Here is a 16,506-nt window from a genome sequence, read left to right as displayed (position 1 = left end):
GGCGATACGTCAGCGCTCGGCCAGTTCCTGCGTGAGCCGGCCGAGCGTGGCAAGCGCAGCTTCAAGGTTGGCCGAAGGCGCCAGCCCGAAGCAGATGCGGAAAAAATGATCGAAGCGGTTCAGGTTCGAGAACATCGTCCCCGGCGCAATTCGAATGCCCTGCGCCAGTGCCGCATCGAACAGTTCCATCGACGACACGTTCGCGGGCAACTCCACCCACATCGCCAATCCGCCTGACGGGACCGACAACCGCGTGCCGGCGGGAAAGCATCCCGCAATCGACTCGGCCATGCGCTCGCGCTGCTCACGCAACGTCTGGCGCAGCGTGCGCAGGTGACGGTCGTACGCACCCGAGGCGATAAAGCGCCCCGCCAGCACCTGCGACCACGAATCGTTCGGCCGCGACTGCGCAAACTTCAGCATCTGCACGCGCCCCTGCCAGCGGCCGGCCGCCATCCAGCCCAGGCGCAGCCCGGGTGCCAGCACCTTGCTCAACGACGCGCAATAGATGACGTTGCCCGTGCGGTCCCACGCCTTGAGGGCCTTCAGCGGCGTGGGGCTGTCGCCTAGCGCGCTGTAGGTATCGTCTTCAATGAGCGCGATGCGGTTGGCGTCGCAAAAGGCGGCCATCCGGCGCTTGGCCGCGTCCGGCATGATGCTGCCGAGCGGGTTCTGCAAGTTGGGCACCACCACCACGGCGCGGATGTTGCCGTAGGCCTGCACGGCCATCTCGAGCGCTTCAAGCGACATGCCGGTGCGTGGGCTGGTAGGAATTTCCACCGCGCGCATGCCCAGGCTTTCCAGCACCTGCAGCAGCCCGTAGTAAGTCGGCGATTCCACGGCCACCGTATCGCCCGGCTGGGCCACCGCGCGCAATGCCAGGTTCACCGCCTCGATACAGCCGTGGGTGACGATCACGTCGTCCGGCGCGACCTGCACGCCCATGTCGAGCGCACGGCGCGCCACGGCGGTCTGTAATTCGGGATGACCGTTCGGGATGACGGCCTGGGTCAGCAGCAACGGATACCGCCGCAACACCTGGGACGCAATCCGGTTGAGCGCTGCCGCCGGGTACAGCGCAGCCGCTCCACTTGCGCCGGAGAGGTCGACGTGCACAGCAGCCTGCTGCCCGCGCGCCACGATGGCCGACACGCGCGCATGCACACCCACGTAGGCGGCGGGATCCGGCGTCGAAACTTCGGGTTCCTTGACGGGGGCCAGCAAGGCGCGGCGCGGCTGGCGCACGAAGTAGCCGGAGCGCTCGCGCGCTTCCAGCCAGCCTTCCGTCTCCAGATGCCGGCACACCTGCAGCGCGGTCGACAGACTGACCGCGTGCGTGCGCATCAGCATGCGCACCGACGGCATGCGCTCGCCCGGCGCCAACACCCCGCTGCGGATCGCGCCAAGGTAATGATCGGCAAGTGTCCGGTACAGCGGCTGCGCGGGCGGAGAAGTCAACTCGGTGACGGACATGGCTGCGAGGGGCGGCGAGCGGACGGCGACAGGCGGCAAGGAGAGGGATCCGACACATCATGCCGGCACGGCCGCCACCGCAACAGATACAGACAACGTCAAACTGTACCGCAACAGATTGTCACAGGGGCACGCCTGTTGCCCCGCACATTGCCGGTTTCTGTGTCTGTTGAACTTGGGGTCGCGTCCCTACGCTTGAGCCATGTTCAGGAGATCGACATGACTGCAACGGCACCCGCTTCCGAACCCGAATGGCTGGCGCTTTGCCCCGGAGAAGCCGGCCTGCGCTGGCTACCCGCTGGAACCGTGCTTGTGGCATTGGAAGGCTGCTTGCACCTGGAGCCACCATCACGCTCGATTGCAGCAGCGCGGTACACGCTCGGCGCCGGCCACGCGCACGTTGTGGAAACGTCCGGGTGGTGGCACCTGCATGCCGACAGCCGCATCGGCGCGCACGTGCGCATCGTCGCCGCTACCGCCCGCACACAGCGCCCGGCCTGGTCTGCAATGTGGCGTTGGTTGGCCAACGTGGTTCAGCCGCGCCGGACGTCGCGCGGCTGAAATGACGAGGTGAGCTGTTACCGCCGCCCGTCTGGCTTGGCCGGCGAGGCGCCGGGGCGTTTCCCGTCGTCCGAATGGATCGACGCGTTCTCGAAGTCGCCCGGATCTTCTTCGCCTACGCCGCTTTCACTTGGGATGGCCGGCACGACGGGCCTGGCGGCGTCACCCGAAGGCGCCTTGGCTTTGTCATCGCCATGAGGCTTCTTGGTGGCGCTCATGGCTGCTTCCGACTGTTCTGGTGCTGCCCCAGACGTTGCTGATTCTGCGGCAATTGCCCTTCTTGCGCGGCGGCACGGCCATCCTCGGCGGGCGCCTGCATCGGACGTTTTGCCGATTGGTCAGTGCCGTGCTGCATGGAAGTGCGCTCGGCGCGGTCGGAATCAGCGCGGTCCTTGGCGGCACCCCGTCCTTGCTGTGCCTGATCGCCGCGCTCGCCCTTCTTGCTCTCGCTCTTGCGTTCCCCCGCATTTTCCGCCGCGTGGGCAGCGGGCTTGTGCGGTTGCTGTGCGTGTTGCTTCATCGTCAGCCTCCTGGTTCGGTTCACGGACGGCTCGCCCGTACCCAACCGCGTCGCAACCAGCGTGCCGCCGTAACAGTGCGAGATGTACGCGTGCAGCGCCCCTGCCCCGGGTATCCGCCTTGCTGCGCCCATTGTGTCGCGCATTGGCGCACAAGCACGCATGGAGAAACCACATGGCAACCAGCAACCTGTATCGCACCGGCGAAGCACCTGCACAGACCGGCAAAGGTCACGGAACCGACGCACTCGGCCCCTCCGACAGTTCGGACTCGGGCAGCGACGTGGTGGGCGGCCCGGGCCTGGGCAGCGACGTTGAAGATCGCTTTGACGAGGATCCCGCCGTGCACCCGCACGGCAATGCAGCCAACCGCACGGCCGGCGCGGACCTGGGGGACGTCAACCTCGACAGCGACACAGACTCCACCGGCACCGGCGAGCGCCGCGCCGCCGGGCATGAGCCCGTCATACGCGAAGGCGGCGACCTGATGCCCGACGCCATACACGACATCCATCACCCCGACGTCGACACACCGATCGACGACGAGAACTTGGAGCACGCCACGGGCTTGGCCGGTGAAAACGACGATGCCGATGCGCCGGACGCGGTCGACCTGGACGAAGCACCGATCGACCCGCAGCCGGGCAGCCGGGATGTGCCGGTGCACTCGCCCACCGAGGGCGGCACAGATTGGTCAGACAACATGCGCCGAAGCCGCCCGACGTACAAAGGCAAGCGCGTGCCTGGCCAGCATCGTGGCTGAGCCGTAACGGACGGAACGGGGACCGTGCCTGCACGTGGGCGCGGTCCGGTCTAGACTGGCGGGCCGCCCCGCAGCACATGCGAGTTGCGCTGGCCCACCCCGCTCCCCTTGAGCGAACTTCACGCCCCTGCCCAATGAACCGACTACGTCTCTCAGCCCGTACCGCTGCAGTTGTCACCGTCGTGACAGCACTCTTCCCGTTGGCCGCCTCCGCGCAAAGTACCGCTGCGCCCACCCGCGTACGCGCTACCATCAACGCCGTCCACAGCACTGCTGTCGATGTGACCGACGCCTCCGGCAACAAGGCCACCGTGACACTGCCGGTGGACATCAACGTCACGCAGGTTGCGCCGATCGAGCCGTCGGCCATTCGCGCCGGCAGCTATATCGGTACGGCGGCGGTCAAAGAGCCCGACGGCACGTTGCGTGCGCTTGAAGTCCACGTGTTTCCGGAAGCCATGCGTGGCACCGGGGACGGCCATCGCCCGTACGACATGGGCCCGAACAGCAGCATGACCAACGGCACCGTCGAACAGGCAGGCGCCGTCACCGGTGCGCAGGGCCGCACGCTGTCGGTCAAATACAAGGATGGGGAGCAGCGTATCGTGGTGCCGCCGCAAGTGCCGATCGTCACCTTCGAGCCGGGTCGGCGCGATGACCTGAAAGCCGGCGCGCACGTTGTCATGTTTGTGCGCGCCGATGCGCAAGGCACGCTGGTCGCGCAGCGCGTCCTGGTCGGCAAGGACGGGATGATCCCGCCGATGTGATGACGAAGTAATCGATACAGCATCGGGCCAGCCACATGTGCTGGCCCGATTTGCTTAGAACGGCTTGCTGACCGACAGCAGGAACGTACGGCGCGGCGCAAACTGCGGCGCACCCACGCCGATGCCCGTGCCGTCGCGCAGTTGATAGCTGCGGTCGAAGATGTTCAGCACGATCAGGCGCGTCTTGAACTTGCCCAGCGTCGGCAGGTTGAAATCGCGGGCAGCGCCCAGGTTCATCTGCCAGTAGGCCGGCAGGTGCTCGGTGTTGGCGAAGCCGTTGCGCAAACCCGTACCGAACAGCACGTCGCTCGTATACGTCGTGCCGGAATACCGATACGACACGCCTGCCGACGCGGTCAGGCGCTGGTCGTGATCGAGGTTGACCCAATGGCTGTTGATATAGGCCAGCTCGTCGGCACCGAAGTTGAACTGGCCGGTTTCGATGCCCTTGCCCTGCGCGCGCGACACGGCCAGATTCAGATACGCCCCGAAGTTGCCGTTGCGATAGTTCGCGCTGCCTTCCAGCCCGTAGATCCGGCCACGCTCGTAGTTGAATGCCGAGTACAGCAGCGCGTTGCCGAACTGACCTTCATCCTGCAGATGGCGCACGTCGCGGTAATACGCATCCAGACCCAGCGTCAGATGCGGCGTGAGCTGGTGCGAAACTCCCAGATCAAAGTAGTTCGAACGCTCCGACTTGACGGCCGTGTTGGCGTCCGACGGCAACGCGTTGGTCGTGCCGGCAAAGGCCTGCACCGACGTGGTATCGAACTTCTCCGTGGGCGGCGGCGTGAAGTAGCGCGCGTAACCGGCATGGACGCGGGTGCGCGGCGTCAGGTCGTACGTCATACCCAGGCGCGGGCTCAGTTGCTGCTCGCTGACGATGGTGTTGACGCGGTCGTAGCGTGCGCCGTAGTTGACGGTGAGCTTGTCGGTGGGCTTCCACTCGTCTTGCAGGTAGACGCCCATGGTGGTGCCGCTGCCGCTGTGGTTGTCGACGATGGTGAATGGCGTGGTGCTGGTCTGCGCACCGGTGCTGTCGGCGGCAAACACGCTGGCGGTGTTGTCGGCCACGTAGCGCTCGCGCTGCACGAATACGCCGGCACGCAGCGTGTGCTTGTCGGTGAGCTTGTAGCTCGCGTCACCCTGCACGCCGTAGGCCTCGTTGCGGCGCGTGATGTCGGCGGCCACGCCGTTGTAGACGAGATCACCGATCGGATCGGGCATGTAATCGATGCGGCTTGCACGGCGGAACATCGACACCTGGTAGTCCAGCTTGGGCGACACTTTCTGCTGATACGTCAGGATCTGGAAGTCGGTCTTCTCACGCTGATTGGCGTTGAGCGCCTCCGAAGCCGGCGGCACCGCGCCATCGAGCGTGAATTGCGGCGTCAGGCCCGGGCGCGTCGGAATCTGGAAACGGCCGTTCGACGTGCCGAACATGAAGCTCACGCGGCTGTCGTTATCAAGCAGATACGACAGCATGCCGAACGACTTGTTTTGCGTGGTGTGATCGTGCGTGGCGTTGCGGTTGCCCGTGGGGTTTTCAATGCCGAGGTTGTTCTCGGCAAACACGCCCGAGAGGTAGTAGCTGAAGCGGTCTTTCGTGCCCTGGATCTGCGCATTGACCTCGTGCGTGGCATTGCTGCCCAGCACGGTGCCGATCTCGCCGCCAAAGGCCTTCGGCTCTCCATCCTCGTCGGTAGAAGCACCTTTGGTGGTGATGTCGACAATGCCGGCAGTGCGGTAGCCGTACTGTGCAGGCAGCGCGCCGGTCAGCACATTGATCTGGTTGGCGAAGCGCGTGTCGAGCATCTGCCCGAAACCACTGATCGGCTCGGGGACGATCACGCCATTGATGCGGTACTGCAGGTTGGAGTGGTCTCCGCGCACGTGCAGTTGCCCGTAGGAATCCTGCACCACGCCCGGCGCCTGCAGCAGCACCTGGTTGAGCGGCGTGGCATCGCCCAGCGGCAGGCGGGCAATGTCATCGGTGTCGAACTTGTAGACGGAGCTGCCGGTATCCGGCGACAGCGCATTGCGTGCGGCGTCCAGGCGCTTGGCGGTGACGCGGGTTTCGCTGAGGTCGCGCACATTGGTGGCGGCCGGTTTCGGCTGTGCAGCAGGTGCCGTCGTGGCGGGCGTAGCGGACGTGGACGCCGGCGGCGTCGCTTGCTGAGCCAGTGCGGAAACCGAGGCGACGGACGGCAGGACGGCGGCAAGCGCCATCACCAGCTTGCGGGGCTGGAACGGAATCATGAAAGACCTTTGAATCGAGCGGATGCGTTAAGCAGCGGCCCGCGCATGCGTCAACACAACGCGCGGGCCGAGGGGCAAGGCAGGAATCAAAGGCGGAATGGAGGATCCCGCGAGCAGACGGCCACCGGAAAGACCGGCGCGCCCGCATGAAAGCCGATGCGCGGAAAGTGCCAGCGCCGCGTATGCGCCAGGTGCAGCGCCACCAGCATCGGCAAGGCAGCCGCCAGCGCAGCATAGGCTGCGCACTGCAAGCACGCGGCGTGCTCCTGCGCGGGCTGGCTGCGCTCAGCGCCGGCCGGCTTGGCCGTGGCGGCAGCGTTGAACTGGAGAGCAGTCCCTTCGCTCAGTTCACTCCAATGCGAGAGCGCATGCCGCAGCGCGCCCTGCTGACCAAACAGCAGGAACACCGCCAGCAGGCAAGCCAGCCAACGCAGGTGGAGGAAGGAGGAGCGGAAGGAACGCAAGGTTGGGCGCAGATGCAGACGCACGATGTCACTCGACATTGCGCGCCTCAATGCAACTAAGTTGCGAATTCTGACACCAGCCGCCTGATTCAGCAATCCGTCAGGTGGAGGGGCAGAACAGCCCGCAAGCGTAGCGCCCCAGTATTACAAACGCGTGTGCGCGAAGCCCGGCATGAGACCCGTCGGCACGCCCAGGCTCGGCACCTGCACGCGCTTCCAGTTCGGGCGCGTCTTGCGAGCGGCCTCGGCACGCTGCGCCGGGGCGCCTACCTCGGTGGCATCGTGCAGGCTGGCCAGCCAGGCGCCGTAGTCGAACCAGCCGTCGCGCACGAGCTGTTCGCCGACGCAATTGGCAAAGCGATCCGACTTGGGTAGGAAGCACAGCTCAAAGCCTTCGGCCTCGCGGCGGCCATGCATCCAGCGATGCGGCACCTGGTGGCTGGCCAGCGCTTCCGACAAACGCGTGCCGTAGCGCTGCTGCCCTTGCCGCCGCGCGCCGATCACGTAGAAGCCGTCAAGCAGCCGACGCAACCCCAGCGCAGAACGCGCGTGGCGCACCTCGGCATCGACCAGCAGCTCACGGTTCTGCGTGCGAGCCTGCAGTGCCAGCGCAGCGAAATGGTGCGCGCCCCACTCATTCATGTAGAACAGCTCGCCGCCGGCAAAGTCGTAGGCGCGAAACACGTTGGCCTGATCTGCGTAACGGAATACGTGGCGCCGGTTGGCGGCAAAGTCGGCATCGGTGCTGTGCGGAATGCGGCGGCAATGCTGATGCGCAAACACCAGCATGCTCGGAAACGAATGCACCGAGCACGGCGACTGCGCAAGCCCCGTCACCGCCCGAATGTCGATCTTGCAGTGCTCCCGGCGCACGCCCACGAGCTGGCTCAGATGGTGGTGCAGCTCGTCCACCCATTCGGCATGCGCCAGATGCTTGGGAAACAGTTGGTGCGCGGGCTCGGCAAGGCCGCCCTCGAACAGGAACGGCACGCTCTTGTGCCAGATATCGAGTTTCCAGTGCGCCAACGCATCGCTGGGCGTGCGGTGGTGCGCCACCGATTGCGTGACATTGAAAGCGCGCGACTGGACGACCCAGTTCGACGCCGCATGCAGCAGATTGGAAACGTTCATGTCACCCCCCGGAAGACTGAATCGTTTGTTTGCGGATTGCCGACGTCGCTCTAAATGTGTGGCGATTGTTCAGCAATGTAAAAACCAACGACTCAAACGTACCCCACTTTAGAGGGGTGTGCCATGAAGTTTGTTGAAGTCCGTGTTAAGAAAAATACACATGAAACGTGGGGACTTGCCAGGCGCGCGACATGCTGGAAGAGAGGCATCCGCAAATCAGGAGACCGCGATGCCCACCCAGCCAGATCGTTCAGAAACCGATTCGACGCAGCCCGCCAATCCGAAAGCCCAGCCCGAGCCCGCCAAGCGCAAGCCTGGCGACCCGCTGGTGCCACGCGATACCCGCCCGAATCCTGCCGAGCAGAATGAGCCACCCGTGGAGAACGTCTGAATGGCCGCCCGCGGCTCAGACCAGGCACATGTCGGAGACTTCCTCGTCCGACAAACCCCACGTGGTGGCATCTTCCACGGTGACGATAGAGTCGTCGGACTTGCCCAGGCTGATGCGCTCGGGGCGCACGCGCGTCTTGGTGTTACCCGAATAGAACACCACCACATCCGGCTTGAGCGCAGACGCCTCGTTCTGGTGGACCACCACGCCCAACCGGTTGGTGCGCAGCTTCACCAGCGTGCCCACCGGGTAGATGCCTACGCTGCGCGTGAAGGCCTGGAACACGGTGCGATCGAACTGCGTGTCGGTGCGCGCCATCATGTATTTCAACGCCTGCGCCGGAGACCATGCATGGTGGTACGGGCTGCTTGACGTGAGCGTGTCGTACACATCGCAGATGGCGCCCATCTTGGCCCACAGGCTGATGCCCTCGGCCTTCTGGGCGTCAGGATAGCCGCTGCCGTCGATGCGCTCGTGATGGTGCAGGCAGATCTCGCGCGCAATCTCGCTGAACTGGCCGGTGCCCTGCAGCAGGTGATGGCCGCCCACGGCGTGGGTCTGCAGCAGCGCCAGTTCGTCCTTGGTCAGCGCCGTGCTCTTGTCGAGCAGCGTGCGCGGCATGGCCGATTTGCCGATGTCGTGCACCAGCCCGCCCAGTCCGCATTCGCGGATCTCGTCTTCAGGCAAGCCCAGCGTCTTGGCCAGCGCCACCATCAGTGCGCAAACGGCAAACGAATGCAGGTAGGTGTAGTCGTCCTTGTTCTTCAGGCGCGCGAGGGCAATCAGCGCGTACGAGTTGCGTGCCAGGGAGTTCGACACGTCGTCCACCAGCAGCAGCGCCTTTTCGGTTTCCAGCGCGCGCCCCATCCGGGCTTCGGAAAACATGTGCCCCAGCGTCGCCTTGCCGTTTTGCATCAGCTGCTGGGCGTGCTTCCACTCTTCCTTGAGCGACGTGGGCGTGATCGGCGGCCGCGCAGCCACGGTCTCGCGCGTGAGCGGCTCGGGCGCGGGTGCCGGGGCCGGCGCGGGCATCAGCGTCTCTACCATGACGTCTTCGCCGCGCTCGGGGTCGATCCAGATCTCGGTGATACCCGCGCGGCGGATGTCGTCAATCTGGCCCTGGTGCGACAACTGGAATTGCGCACGCCAGAACGGATGCTTGAGCCAGGACCCACCCAGCTTCATTACAAACATGCCGACCCGCAATTGGCTCGCATCGATTCGCTTCATACCCTGCCTACCTCGGCTCGAAGTCCGGTTTTTTGATTGAATTAGGGGAGCGGCGTGCCAGCCGACACTGGCTCGTGTTTCGCAGTCTAGGCGCTTTACGCTGGTGGATGCTCTGGTCCATCAGCGCGCCAAACCGCGCTTGGCTTATCGGCAAGCCTGAGCAAAACTTGAGGCAAATGTGGATTCGGCGGCGCGCGGCATACCGCAGCCTTGGCAAGCAAACGGCGGGACACTGGCTGTGGCGGCGGTCGAATCAAACAGGTGATGCGTCAAGACCCTCGCCTGTCGGGCTGGCAGCCCGGCGCGGGAGGGGTACACTAGACTTCAAGGATGCGCATCCGACATGACTCAAGATCCCACCTCCCAACGCAAGCAGCAGAACGCCGATGACTTCGCGCTCAACCGCGACGCCATCCGGTGGCTCGCGTCCCTGCCCGACGAGGTGCGGCCGATCGAACTCGGCCGAAAGTTTCCGCGCATCATCAACACAATCGCCGCCAAGTGGGCCGATTTCATCGGCTGCCGGCGCTACCTGAACAGCCTGCAGATTGACGATCGAGGCGGCCGCCAGGGATTTCCGTTCGAGATCGTCCAGGAAATCTGCGCGCTGCGCGAGTATTTCGACTCGCTGTATCCGCCGGACAAAGACCTCTGGCAGAAGGCCATCGACGCCAACAAGCGCTGAAGCGCTCGCACCTCGCACCAAAGCAAAGCGGCCCACTTTCGGGCCGCTTGTCATTGCACGCACCGGCTGCAGATCAGGAAGCGGAATCCGGCCCCGAGGCCAGCTTGTTGAGCAGCGCCAGCAGCGTGTGCCGTTCATCCTTGGAAAGATGCGCCGTTACGCGGGCATCGTGCGCTGTGACGGCCCGGGTGATGTCGTCGAGGGTGGTCGCGCCCTTGGCGGTCAGCACGAGCCGAAAGGCGCGCTTGTCCTTGGGCGCGGGCTGGCGCTCGACCATGCCCATGTCTTCCAGCGTATCGACCAGCAACACCGCCCCGGAGCGCGCCACGCCCAGGATATTGGCCAGTTCGGTCAGCTTGAGATTTGGGTTATGCGCGATCACCGTCATCGCCGAGAAGCGCGGCGGCGTGATGTTCCACGCGTGCAGCGAGCGCACGAAATCTTCGTAGATGTGTAGCTGCGCCCGCCGCACGGCATAGCCGACCAACCCATCGAGCGCGCCATACTCCACGTCCGCCAGATGCGGATTGAAGTGCCCCGAAGGGGCCACGGCGGGATACAGGTCGTCTGCTTTGGGCGTGCGCGGCATGGCGGTGTCGACGGTGAAAGACCTCTCGATTATCGTCGGCGATGCGCCCGCCGGCCATGCACGCGTGTGCGTTTCAGTTCAACAACTTCCACTTGCCGTGGTCGACGGTCAGCAGCACGCGGCCGCGTGCGTCAAAGCCGAAGTGATCCGTGGCCGTGTAGTTGAGCACGCCGTGCGAAACGATGATGTCATGCTCCGATTCCAGCGCGCTCTTCAGCGCCTGGCGGAATTCGGGCGTGCCCGGCTTGGCCTTCTTGAGCGCCACCGGCACGATGCGCTGGAGCACCTGCAGTGCATCCCACGTATGGGCACCGAACTGCGTGCGCGTGTCGGGGCCGTTGGCCTTCTCATAGCGCGTCACATATTCGAGCGCGGTCTTCTTGCTGGGGTGGCTGTCGGGCAACTGCTCAGCCACGATCACTGGGCCCGCCGGCAGGATGGCCCCATCAACCGCCTTGCCGCCGATGCGGATCAAGTCTTTCGTGGCCGCGCCGTGCGTCTGGTAGATCGGGCCTGCATAGCCGCGCTCGCGCAACGCGGTGTGCGGCAACGCGGCGCCCGTGCCCGCACCGGCCACGAGGATCCCGTCGGGCTTGATGCTGACCAGCTTGGCGACCTGCCCCGTCACGCTGGTATCTGCGCGGGCATAGCGCTCCACGTCGACGATCTTGATGCCGCGCGGCGTGGCAGCGGCGGTGAAGTCCTTGAGCCAGCTCTCGCCGTACGCATCGGCAAAGCCGATGAAGCCGACGTTCTTGATACCAGACGCCGCCATGCGCGCGGCAATCGCCTCGGCCATCAGCGAGATCGGCTGCGCAAGACGATAGGTCCAATCGCCCTTGCCCGCTTTCAGCTCGACCGGCGCCAACGCCAATTGCGGCGTGTGCGATTCGGTGGCGACTTCGGCAATCGCAATCGACGGCGCCACCGCCGACGAGCCAACGATGATGTCGACGTGGTCTTCCGTCACGAGCTTGCGCGCCAGGCGCGTGCCGGTGCTCGGGTCGGAGGCGTCATCCACAACCACGAGGCGGAGCTTTTCCCCGGCGATGGTGTCCGGATAGAACGCCAGCGAATTCTTCTGCGTGATGCCGAGCGACGCCGACGGACCTGTCGTCGACAGGCTCACACCAACGACGATGTCGGCATGGGCAGCGGTGGCGAGCAACAGCGCAGCAGCGGCGCAGATGGTGCGGCGGATGGTCATGGGGCCCCTCTCCTCTTTTGGTTTTTGGCGTGTGAACGTACGGCTGTTTCAGGCGCGGCCGGGCATGGGGGGTTGATCGCGCAGCGACTGCGGATCGAATCCGGCCAGCTTTTTGTAGCGCATCGCAATCCCTTCCAGTTCCGGGCGCGGGATCACGTCATCGATGCGCGCAAAGCCTCGGGGCGCGCGTTCATGTGCGAGCTGCATGACCTGCTCCGGCCCGTTGAGGCGATTGCGCAGCACGATGCCGGCCGTGCGCGGCAGGCGATCTGCCTCGTACTCGCGCAGGGCAACGCCGGTGTCGCGCGAGGCGAGCAGGCAATCGACCAGCGCGCGCGCATCGAGAATGGCCTGCGCGCTGCCGTTCGAGCCGATCGGATACATCGGATGCGCCGCATCGCCCAGCAGCGTGACGCGGCCGAAGGTCCAGCGCGGCAGCGGGTCTTTGTCGACGAGCGGGAATTCGTACACAGCCTGTGCGCCGTCGATCAAAGCCGGAATGTCGATCCAGCTCCATTTCCAATCGGCGAAGGCGCTGCGGAAGATCGCGCGGTCGACCTCGCGGTTCCAGTCGCTGCGCGGCGGCGCCTCGTCGGGCACGCGCAGCTCGGCAATCCAGTTGATGCGCGAGCGACCCTGCTGGCGTAGCGGTTCTGAAATCGGATAGGCGACGAACTTCTGGTCCTGGTGGCCCGCCATGAACATGGTCCGGCCATCGAGATACGGCTCGGCCTCGGTGACGGCGCGCCACAGCATGCGGCCCGCAAAGCGCGGCGCATCGCCCGTCGGGTAGAAGTGCCGGCGCACAGCCGAGTGGATGCCATCGGCGCCGACCAGCACATCGGCCGAGGATTCGACAACGGTGTCGTTGGTGCGATCACGCAGCGTAAATCGCACGGGGCCGCCCTTCTCGCCCGTCGATTGGACTGCCTCGAAGCTGTGACCCAGGCGGATGCAATCCGCACCGAGCCGCTCAACCACAGCGTCGGCCAGGGCCATCTGGAATTCGCCACGGTGAATGGAGAACTGCGGCCAGTCGTACCCGGCGGCCAGCCCGCGCGGCTCGTGCCAGATCGGCTGGCCGAACCGGTTGTAATAGGCCAGCGCGGAGGTACGAATCGCCAGCGCGCTCAGCGTGTCTTCCAGCCCCAGTTCGCACAACTGGCGCGCGGCGTGCGGCAGCAGGTTGATGCCCACACCCAGCGGCCGCAGCGTCTGCACGGCCTCCCACACTTCGACTTCGAAACCTTGGCGCTCGGCCATCAACGCGAGCGTCAGGCCGCCGATGCCCGCCCCGATGATGGCGATCTTCATGGCTGTCTCCCTGAAATTTGTTGCAGTCTATAACGAATCGCAACGGCATCCTGCGGGCGACATATCAGGGCAAATACCTAGACGAAGGCGGCTGAATGCGGCGCGTTGACCGCTTGACGCTCTGTGAGATATCACAATACCATCACTCGACTTTTACGAGATTCGAGGCCGCCCCAATGTCGCGTCCCATCAAGCTGGTTTCGGGTGCTTCCACACCGTCGCCCGCGTCTGCACCGTTTGCCGTTGAACCTGCGGCGCACGCGCCCAAGGGCGCCGCCATGCGTGAACTCGCCTACAACGAGATCAAGCGCCGCATCATGGCGTGCGAATTCCGCCCCGGCGAGCCGCTCAACGAAGCGCAGCTCGGCACGATTCTGGGATTGGGCCGCACGCCCATCCACCAGGCGCTGCATCGGCTGGAGGTGGAGGGGCTGGTGCAGATCCTGCCGCGCAAGGGCGTGCTGGTGACGCCGCTGTCGCTCAACGACGTGCTCGACATGATCGAGGTGCGCGCCACCAACGAGATCCTGTGCGTGACGCTGGCCGCCGAGCGCGCCCATCCGGCCGATTTCGAAGCCATGCGCGCCATCGTCGATGCATCGCCCGCACTGATCGAGCACCGCGACATTGCCGCGCTGGCCGCGCTGGACCTCAAGTTCCACCTCGCCATTTCCGCTGCCTCGCGCAACCGCGTGCTGGCCGAACTGCTGCGTGGCCTGCACGAGAAGCAGGCGCGCTTCTGGTTCCTCTCGCTGTCAGAGCCGCAACACCTGCAGAACGTCTACGACGAGCACCTCGCCGTGCTCGACGCGCTGGAGCGCCGCGACGTGCCCGCGGCGCGCGAAGCCATTCGCGAGCACATCGACGAGTTCCGCCGCACGATCATCCGCACGCTCTGATCCCGACTTCCCCCGTTCGCTTTCCCCGTCTCTTCCGGATTCCGCATGACCACGCTGCACCTGAACCTGATTGGCCACGGCCCCATCGACGTGACCGTGGACCACCTTGTCATTGCCGGCTGGACCGGCCGCGATGCGCAGGCCGTTGAACACCACATTGCTGAGCTTGAAGCGATCGGCGTGGCGCGTCCGGCGCGCGTGCCGTGCTTCTACCGCGTGTCGGCCTCGCTGCTGACCACCGATGCCACCGTGGAAATTCCCGGCGCCGATTCGTCCGGCGAAGCCGAGTTCGTGCTGTATTCCACGCCGATGGGCCTGCTGGTCGGCATTGGCTCGGACCACACCGACCGCAAGGTCGAAGCCTATGGTGTGACGGTCTCCAAGCAGATGTGCGCCAAGCCCGTCAGCCGCGACGTGTGGCGCTTCGAAGCGCTGGCCGACCATTGGGACAGCCTGCAGATGAAGACCTGGCGCACCCGCGACGGCCAGACCGCGCTGTACCAGGAAGGCGGCGTCACGCGCATGCTCGACCCGCGCGACCTTATCCGCCGCTACACCGGCAACGACACGCTGCCGGTGGGCACCGCCATGTTCTGCGGCACGCAACCCATCATCGGCGAACTCGGTTTTGGCGAGGCCTTCGACATGGCCCTGATCGACCCCGTGTCGGGGGCCGAGCTGCGCCATCGCTATGCTGTCGACACGCTGCCTGTTGAAGGCTGACGCGCCCCACCCCACGGAGACCACACCGCATGATGACGCCCCGCCCGAACATGATCCGCTCGCTGGCCGCTGACCTGGCTGCCGGCCGCACCACCAGCGTCGCGCTGACCGAAGCCGCGCTGCAGCGCGCCGAATCGCATCGCGCCGCCGGCGGTGCCGCCTACGTGAGCATCGACGTGCAAGCCGCGCTGGCCATGGCGCGCGCCGCCGATGCCGCGCGTGCAGCAGGCAACGTGCCTTCGCTGCTGGCGGGGTTGCCGGTGTCGATCAAGGATCTGTTTGACGTGGCCGGCCAGGTGACTGCAGCCGGCTCGCGCGCCCTGGCCGACCAGCCGCGCGCCACTGCCGATGCGGCTGCCGTGGCACGCCTGCGTGCAGCCGGAGCCGTGCTGCTCGGCCGCACCAACATGAGCGAATTTGCGTTCTCGGGTCTGGGCCTGAACCCGCACTACGGCACGCCGCGCACACCGGCAGACGGCGCGCGCGCGGCGGGCGGTTCCACCTCGGGCGGTGCCGTCACCGTTGCGGGCGGCATGGCCGTGGCGGCACTGGGCACCGACACCGGCGGCTCGATCCGCATTCCGTCTGCGTTCTGCAATCTGACGGGCTTCAAGCCCACCGCGCGCCGTGTGCCGATGACGGGCGCGGTGCCACTGTCCACGTCGCTCGATTCCGGCGGCCCGCTCGCCAACTCGGTCGATTGCTGTGCCATTGTCGATGCCGTGTTGAGCGGCGAGTCCGGCAACGACGCATGCGATACCACCGCAGTGCCGCTGGCCGGATTGCGTTTTGGCATCACGCAGGACTTTGTAGGCGCAGACCTCGACAACACGGTCGCCGTCGCGTTCAACCGCGCCGTTGAACGGCTCGAACGTGCCGGTGCACACATCGTGCGTTTCGAGTTTCCCGAGCTGCTGCAACTGCCGGACATCAACAGCGGCGGCGGCTTCTCGGCGGCGGAGTCCTGGGCATGGCATCGCTCGCTGCTCGCGCGTGCCGAAGCGCAGTACGACCCGCGCGTCGCCACGCGCATCCGCCGTGGCGAACAGATGAGCGCAGCCGCATACATCGACGTGATCAACGCACGCGTGCGCATGATTGCCGCCGCACGCAAGCGCCTGGGCAACTTCGATGCATGGCTGATGCCGACGGTTGCCATCGTGCCACCCGAGGTCGCACCGCTTGAGGCTGACGACGCAGCGTTCTTCCGCGTCAACGCCCTCGCGCTGCGCAATCCGAGCGTGATCAATTTCCTCGACGGCTGCGCGCTGACGCTGCCGGTACACGCTGCCGGTGAACTGCCGGTCGGCCTGTCGCTCTGCGGTCTCGCCAACGACGACGCGCGCATCCTGCGCGTCGGCCGGGCGGTGGAGGCTGCCCTGCGTTGATCGACTAGCCAGAACATTCGCCGCCTGCGTCCGGGCCACGCGGGCGGTTCCCCAAGCCAAGCCAAAAAAAGGCGCGCAGCAGACGCGCCGGGCCCAACTCATGCCTGCGTTTCGTAAAGCACAGCAGCACACGGAACGCCGGCG

Annotated in this window: 18 protein-coding genes; 8 read left to right on the top strand and 10 right to left on the bottom strand. The window is 65.7% G+C overall.

Annotation, left to right across the window (positions count from 1 at the left end; genetic code table 11):
- Window positions 1–9: 9 nt before the first annotated feature.
- Window positions 10–1,473: an aminotransferase-like domain-containing protein gene (locus tag ACTJK4_RS04035; RefSeq protein ID WP_232042973.1), complete on the bottom strand. Its 1,464-nt coding sequence runs from the start codon at window positions 1,471–1,473 to the stop codon at window positions 10–12.
- A 219-nt stretch (window positions 1,474–1,692) separates the two neighbouring features.
- Between ACTJK4_RS04035 and ACTJK4_RS04030 the strand changes: the two genes are divergently transcribed.
- Complete coding sequence (locus tag ACTJK4_RS04030; protein WP_322017673.1) at window positions 1,693–2,034, top strand: hypothetical protein; 342 nt, start codon at window positions 1,693–1,695, stop codon at window positions 2,032–2,034.
- 17 nt (window positions 2,035–2,051) lie between these two features.
- Here the strand turns inward: ACTJK4_RS04030 and ACTJK4_RS04025 are convergent, their stop codons facing one another.
- Together ACTJK4_RS04025 and ACTJK4_RS04020 are read right to left on the bottom strand one after the other, a co-directional pair.
- On the bottom strand, window positions 2,052–2,252 hold the full coding sequence (locus ACTJK4_RS04025; protein WP_232042093.1) for a hypothetical protein: 201 nt from the start codon (window positions 2,250–2,252) through the stop codon (window positions 2,052–2,054).
- Window positions 2,249–2,554: a hypothetical protein gene (locus ACTJK4_RS04020; protein ID WP_343618083.1), complete on the bottom strand. Its 306-nt coding sequence runs from the start codon at window positions 2,552–2,554 to the stop codon at window positions 2,249–2,251. Before ACTJK4_RS04020 ends, ACTJK4_RS04025 begins: the two co-directional genes overlap by 4 nt.
- A 173-nt stretch (window positions 2,555–2,727) precedes the next feature.
- Between ACTJK4_RS04020 and ACTJK4_RS04015 the strand changes: the two genes are divergently transcribed.
- Together ACTJK4_RS04015 and ACTJK4_RS04010 are read left to right on the top strand one after the other, a co-directional pair.
- The gene (locus ACTJK4_RS04015; RefSeq protein ID WP_440476231.1) at window positions 2,728–3,315 is read left to right on the top strand and encodes a hypothetical protein; all 588 of its coding nucleotides are present in this window, start codon (window positions 2,728–2,730) and stop codon (window positions 3,313–3,315) included.
- Between the two features lie 134 nt (window positions 3,316–3,449).
- The gene (locus ACTJK4_RS04010; RefSeq protein WP_322017674.1) at window positions 3,450–4,082 is read left to right on the top strand and encodes a hypothetical protein; all 633 of its coding nucleotides are present in this window, start codon (window positions 3,450–3,452) and stop codon (window positions 4,080–4,082) included.
- 54 nt (window positions 4,083–4,136) lie between these two features.
- On the opposite strand, the gene ACTJK4_RS04005 is transcribed toward ACTJK4_RS04010, so the two are convergent.
- From ACTJK4_RS04005 to ACTJK4_RS03995, 3 genes are all read right to left on the bottom strand, one after another.
- Window positions 4,137–6,341 carry a TonB-dependent receptor gene (locus ACTJK4_RS04005; RefSeq protein ID WP_260802984.1) on the bottom strand — a complete coding sequence of 735 codons (2,205 nt, stop codon included), beginning with the start codon at window positions 6,339–6,341 and terminating at the stop codon, window positions 4,137–4,139.
- 86 nt (window positions 6,342–6,427) lie between these two features.
- Window positions 6,428–6,844, bottom strand: a complete 417-nt coding sequence (locus tag ACTJK4_RS04000) for a hypothetical protein (protein WP_440816170.1) — start codon at window positions 6,842–6,844, stop codon at window positions 6,428–6,430.
- A 105-nt stretch (window positions 6,845–6,949) separates the two neighbouring features.
- Window positions 6,950–7,936, bottom strand: a complete 987-nt coding sequence (locus ACTJK4_RS03995; protein ID WP_232042087.1) for a DUF6685 family protein — start codon at window positions 7,934–7,936, stop codon at window positions 6,950–6,952.
- A gap of 229 nt (window positions 7,937–8,165) precedes the next feature.
- Between ACTJK4_RS03995 and ACTJK4_RS03990 the strand changes: the two genes are divergently transcribed.
- Window positions 8,166–8,327 (top strand): hypothetical protein, encoded by a 162-nt coding sequence (locus tag ACTJK4_RS03990; RefSeq protein WP_260802985.1) that lies wholly within the window; start codon window positions 8,166–8,168, stop codon window positions 8,325–8,327.
- A gap of 15 nt (window positions 8,328–8,342) precedes the next feature.
- On the opposite strand, the gene ACTJK4_RS03985 is transcribed toward ACTJK4_RS03990, so the two are convergent.
- Window positions 8,343–9,557, bottom strand: a complete 1,215-nt coding sequence (locus tag ACTJK4_RS03985) for an HD-GYP domain-containing protein (protein WP_440816167.1) — start codon at window positions 9,555–9,557, stop codon at window positions 8,343–8,345.
- Window positions 9,558–9,900: 343 nt separating this feature from the next.
- Between ACTJK4_RS03985 and ACTJK4_RS03980 the strand changes: the two genes are divergently transcribed.
- The gene (locus ACTJK4_RS03980; protein WP_147216428.1) at window positions 9,901–10,242 is read left to right on the top strand and encodes a hypothetical protein; all 342 of its coding nucleotides are present in this window, start codon (window positions 9,901–9,903) and stop codon (window positions 10,240–10,242) included.
- A gap of 73 nt (window positions 10,243–10,315) precedes the next feature.
- Here the strand turns inward: ACTJK4_RS03980 and ACTJK4_RS03975 are convergent, their stop codons facing one another.
- The 3 genes from ACTJK4_RS03975 to ACTJK4_RS03965 all read right to left on the bottom strand — a co-directional run bounded on the left by ACTJK4_RS03975 (window position 10,316) and on the right by ACTJK4_RS03965 (window position 13,352).
- Window positions 10,316–10,831, bottom strand: coding sequence for a MarR family winged helix-turn-helix transcriptional regulator (locus ACTJK4_RS03975; protein ID WP_260802986.1), 516 nt, complete (start codon window positions 10,829–10,831; stop codon window positions 10,316–10,318).
- Between the two features lie 73 nt (window positions 10,832–10,904).
- Entirely contained in the window at window positions 10,905–12,038 is a 1,134-nt protein-coding gene (locus ACTJK4_RS03970; RefSeq protein ID WP_440816164.1) for an ABC transporter substrate-binding protein, read from the bottom strand.
- A gap of 48 nt (window positions 12,039–12,086) precedes the next feature.
- A complete protein-coding gene (locus ACTJK4_RS03965) occupies window positions 12,087–13,352 on the bottom strand; it encodes a flavin-dependent oxidoreductase (protein ID WP_440816161.1) in 1,266 nt (421 codons plus the stop codon).
- A gap of 176 nt (window positions 13,353–13,528) precedes the next feature.
- On the opposite strand from ACTJK4_RS03965, the gene ACTJK4_RS03960 reads away from it, so the two are divergent.
- From ACTJK4_RS03960 to ACTJK4_RS03950, 3 genes are read left to right on the top strand one after another with little or no spacing between them, the layout of a single operon-like run.
- The gene (locus ACTJK4_RS03960; RefSeq protein ID WP_147216420.1) at window positions 13,529–14,251 is read left to right on the top strand and encodes a GntR family transcriptional regulator; all 723 of its coding nucleotides are present in this window, start codon (window positions 13,529–13,531) and stop codon (window positions 14,249–14,251) included.
- 45 nt (window positions 14,252–14,296) lie between these two features.
- Window positions 14,297–14,974 (top strand): DUF2848 domain-containing protein, encoded by a 678-nt coding sequence (locus ACTJK4_RS03955; RefSeq protein ID WP_440816158.1) that lies wholly within the window; start codon window positions 14,297–14,299, stop codon window positions 14,972–14,974.
- A 29-nt stretch (window positions 14,975–15,003) separates the two neighbouring features.
- Window positions 15,004–16,362 carry an amidase gene (locus ACTJK4_RS03950; protein ID WP_440816156.1) on the top strand — a complete coding sequence of 453 codons (1,359 nt, stop codon included), beginning with the start codon at window positions 15,004–15,006 and terminating at the stop codon, window positions 16,360–16,362.
- Window positions 16,363–16,506: the final 144 nt, after the last annotated feature.

Origin of the sequence: Ralstonia sp. 22111, assembly GCF_052045895.1 — a bacterium.
Taxonomy (GTDB): domain Bacteria; phylum Pseudomonadota; class Gammaproteobacteria; order Burkholderiales; family Burkholderiaceae; genus Ralstonia; species Ralstonia wenshanensis.
Note: the sequence above shows the minus strand (reverse complement) of the source record. Positions and strands in the feature narration are given on the sequence as shown.

What these genes read in the sequence shown, in the direction of transcription:
- ACTJK4_RS04035 (WP_232042973.1), bottom strand. Translation starts at nt 1,473, where the DNA reads ATGTCCGTCACCGAGTTGACTTCTCCGCCCGCGCAGCCGCTGTACCGG.
- ACTJK4_RS04030 (WP_322017673.1), top strand. Translation starts at nt 1,693, where the DNA reads ATGACTGCAACGGCACCCGCTTCCGAACCCGAATGGCTGGCGCTTTGC.
- ACTJK4_RS04025 (WP_232042093.1), bottom strand. Translation starts at nt 2,252, where the DNA reads ATGAGCGCCACCAAGAAGCCTCATGGCGATGACAAAGCCAAGGCGCCT.
- ACTJK4_RS04020 (WP_343618083.1), bottom strand. Translation starts at nt 2,554, where the DNA reads ATGAAGCAACACGCACAGCAACCGCACAAGCCCGCTGCCCACGCGGCG.
- ACTJK4_RS04015 (WP_440476231.1), top strand. Translation starts at nt 2,728, where the DNA reads ATGGCAACCAGCAACCTGTATCGCACCGGCGAAGCACCTGCACAGACC.
- ACTJK4_RS04010 (WP_322017674.1), top strand. Translation starts at nt 3,450, where the DNA reads ATGAACCGACTACGTCTCTCAGCCCGTACCGCTGCAGTTGTCACCGTC.
- ACTJK4_RS04005 (WP_260802984.1), bottom strand. Translation starts at nt 6,341, where the DNA reads ATGATTCCGTTCCAGCCCCGCAAGCTGGTGATGGCGCTTGCCGCCGTC.
- ACTJK4_RS04000 (WP_440816170.1), bottom strand. Translation starts at nt 6,844, where the DNA reads ATGTCGAGTGACATCGTGCGTCTGCATCTGCGCCCAACCTTGCGTTCC.
- ACTJK4_RS03995 (WP_232042087.1), bottom strand. Translation starts at nt 7,936, where the DNA reads ATGAACGTTTCCAATCTGCTGCATGCGGCGTCGAACTGGGTCGTCCAG.
- ACTJK4_RS03990 (WP_260802985.1), top strand. Translation starts at nt 8,166, where the DNA reads ATGCCCACCCAGCCAGATCGTTCAGAAACCGATTCGACGCAGCCCGCC.
- ACTJK4_RS03985 (WP_440816167.1), bottom strand. Translation starts at nt 9,557, where the DNA reads ATGAAGCGAATCGATGCGAGCCAATTGCGGGTCGGCATGTTTGTAATG.
- ACTJK4_RS03980 (WP_147216428.1), top strand. Translation starts at nt 9,901, where the DNA reads ATGACTCAAGATCCCACCTCCCAACGCAAGCAGCAGAACGCCGATGAC.
- ACTJK4_RS03975 (WP_260802986.1), bottom strand. Translation starts at nt 10,831, where the DNA reads ATGCCGCGCACGCCCAAAGCAGACGACCTGTATCCCGCCGTGGCCCCT.
- ACTJK4_RS03970 (WP_440816164.1), bottom strand. Translation starts at nt 12,038, where the DNA reads ATGACCATCCGCCGCACCATCTGCGCCGCTGCTGCGCTGTTGCTCGCC.
- ACTJK4_RS03965 (WP_440816161.1), bottom strand. Translation starts at nt 13,352, where the DNA reads ATGAAGATCGCCATCATCGGGGCGGGCATCGGCGGCCTGACGCTCGCG.
- ACTJK4_RS03960 (WP_147216420.1), top strand. Translation starts at nt 13,529, where the DNA reads ATGTCGCGTCCCATCAAGCTGGTTTCGGGTGCTTCCACACCGTCGCCC.
- ACTJK4_RS03955 (WP_440816158.1), top strand. Translation starts at nt 14,297, where the DNA reads ATGACCACGCTGCACCTGAACCTGATTGGCCACGGCCCCATCGACGTG.
- ACTJK4_RS03950 (WP_440816156.1), top strand. Translation starts at nt 15,004, where the DNA reads ATGATGACGCCCCGCCCGAACATGATCCGCTCGCTGGCCGCTGACCTG.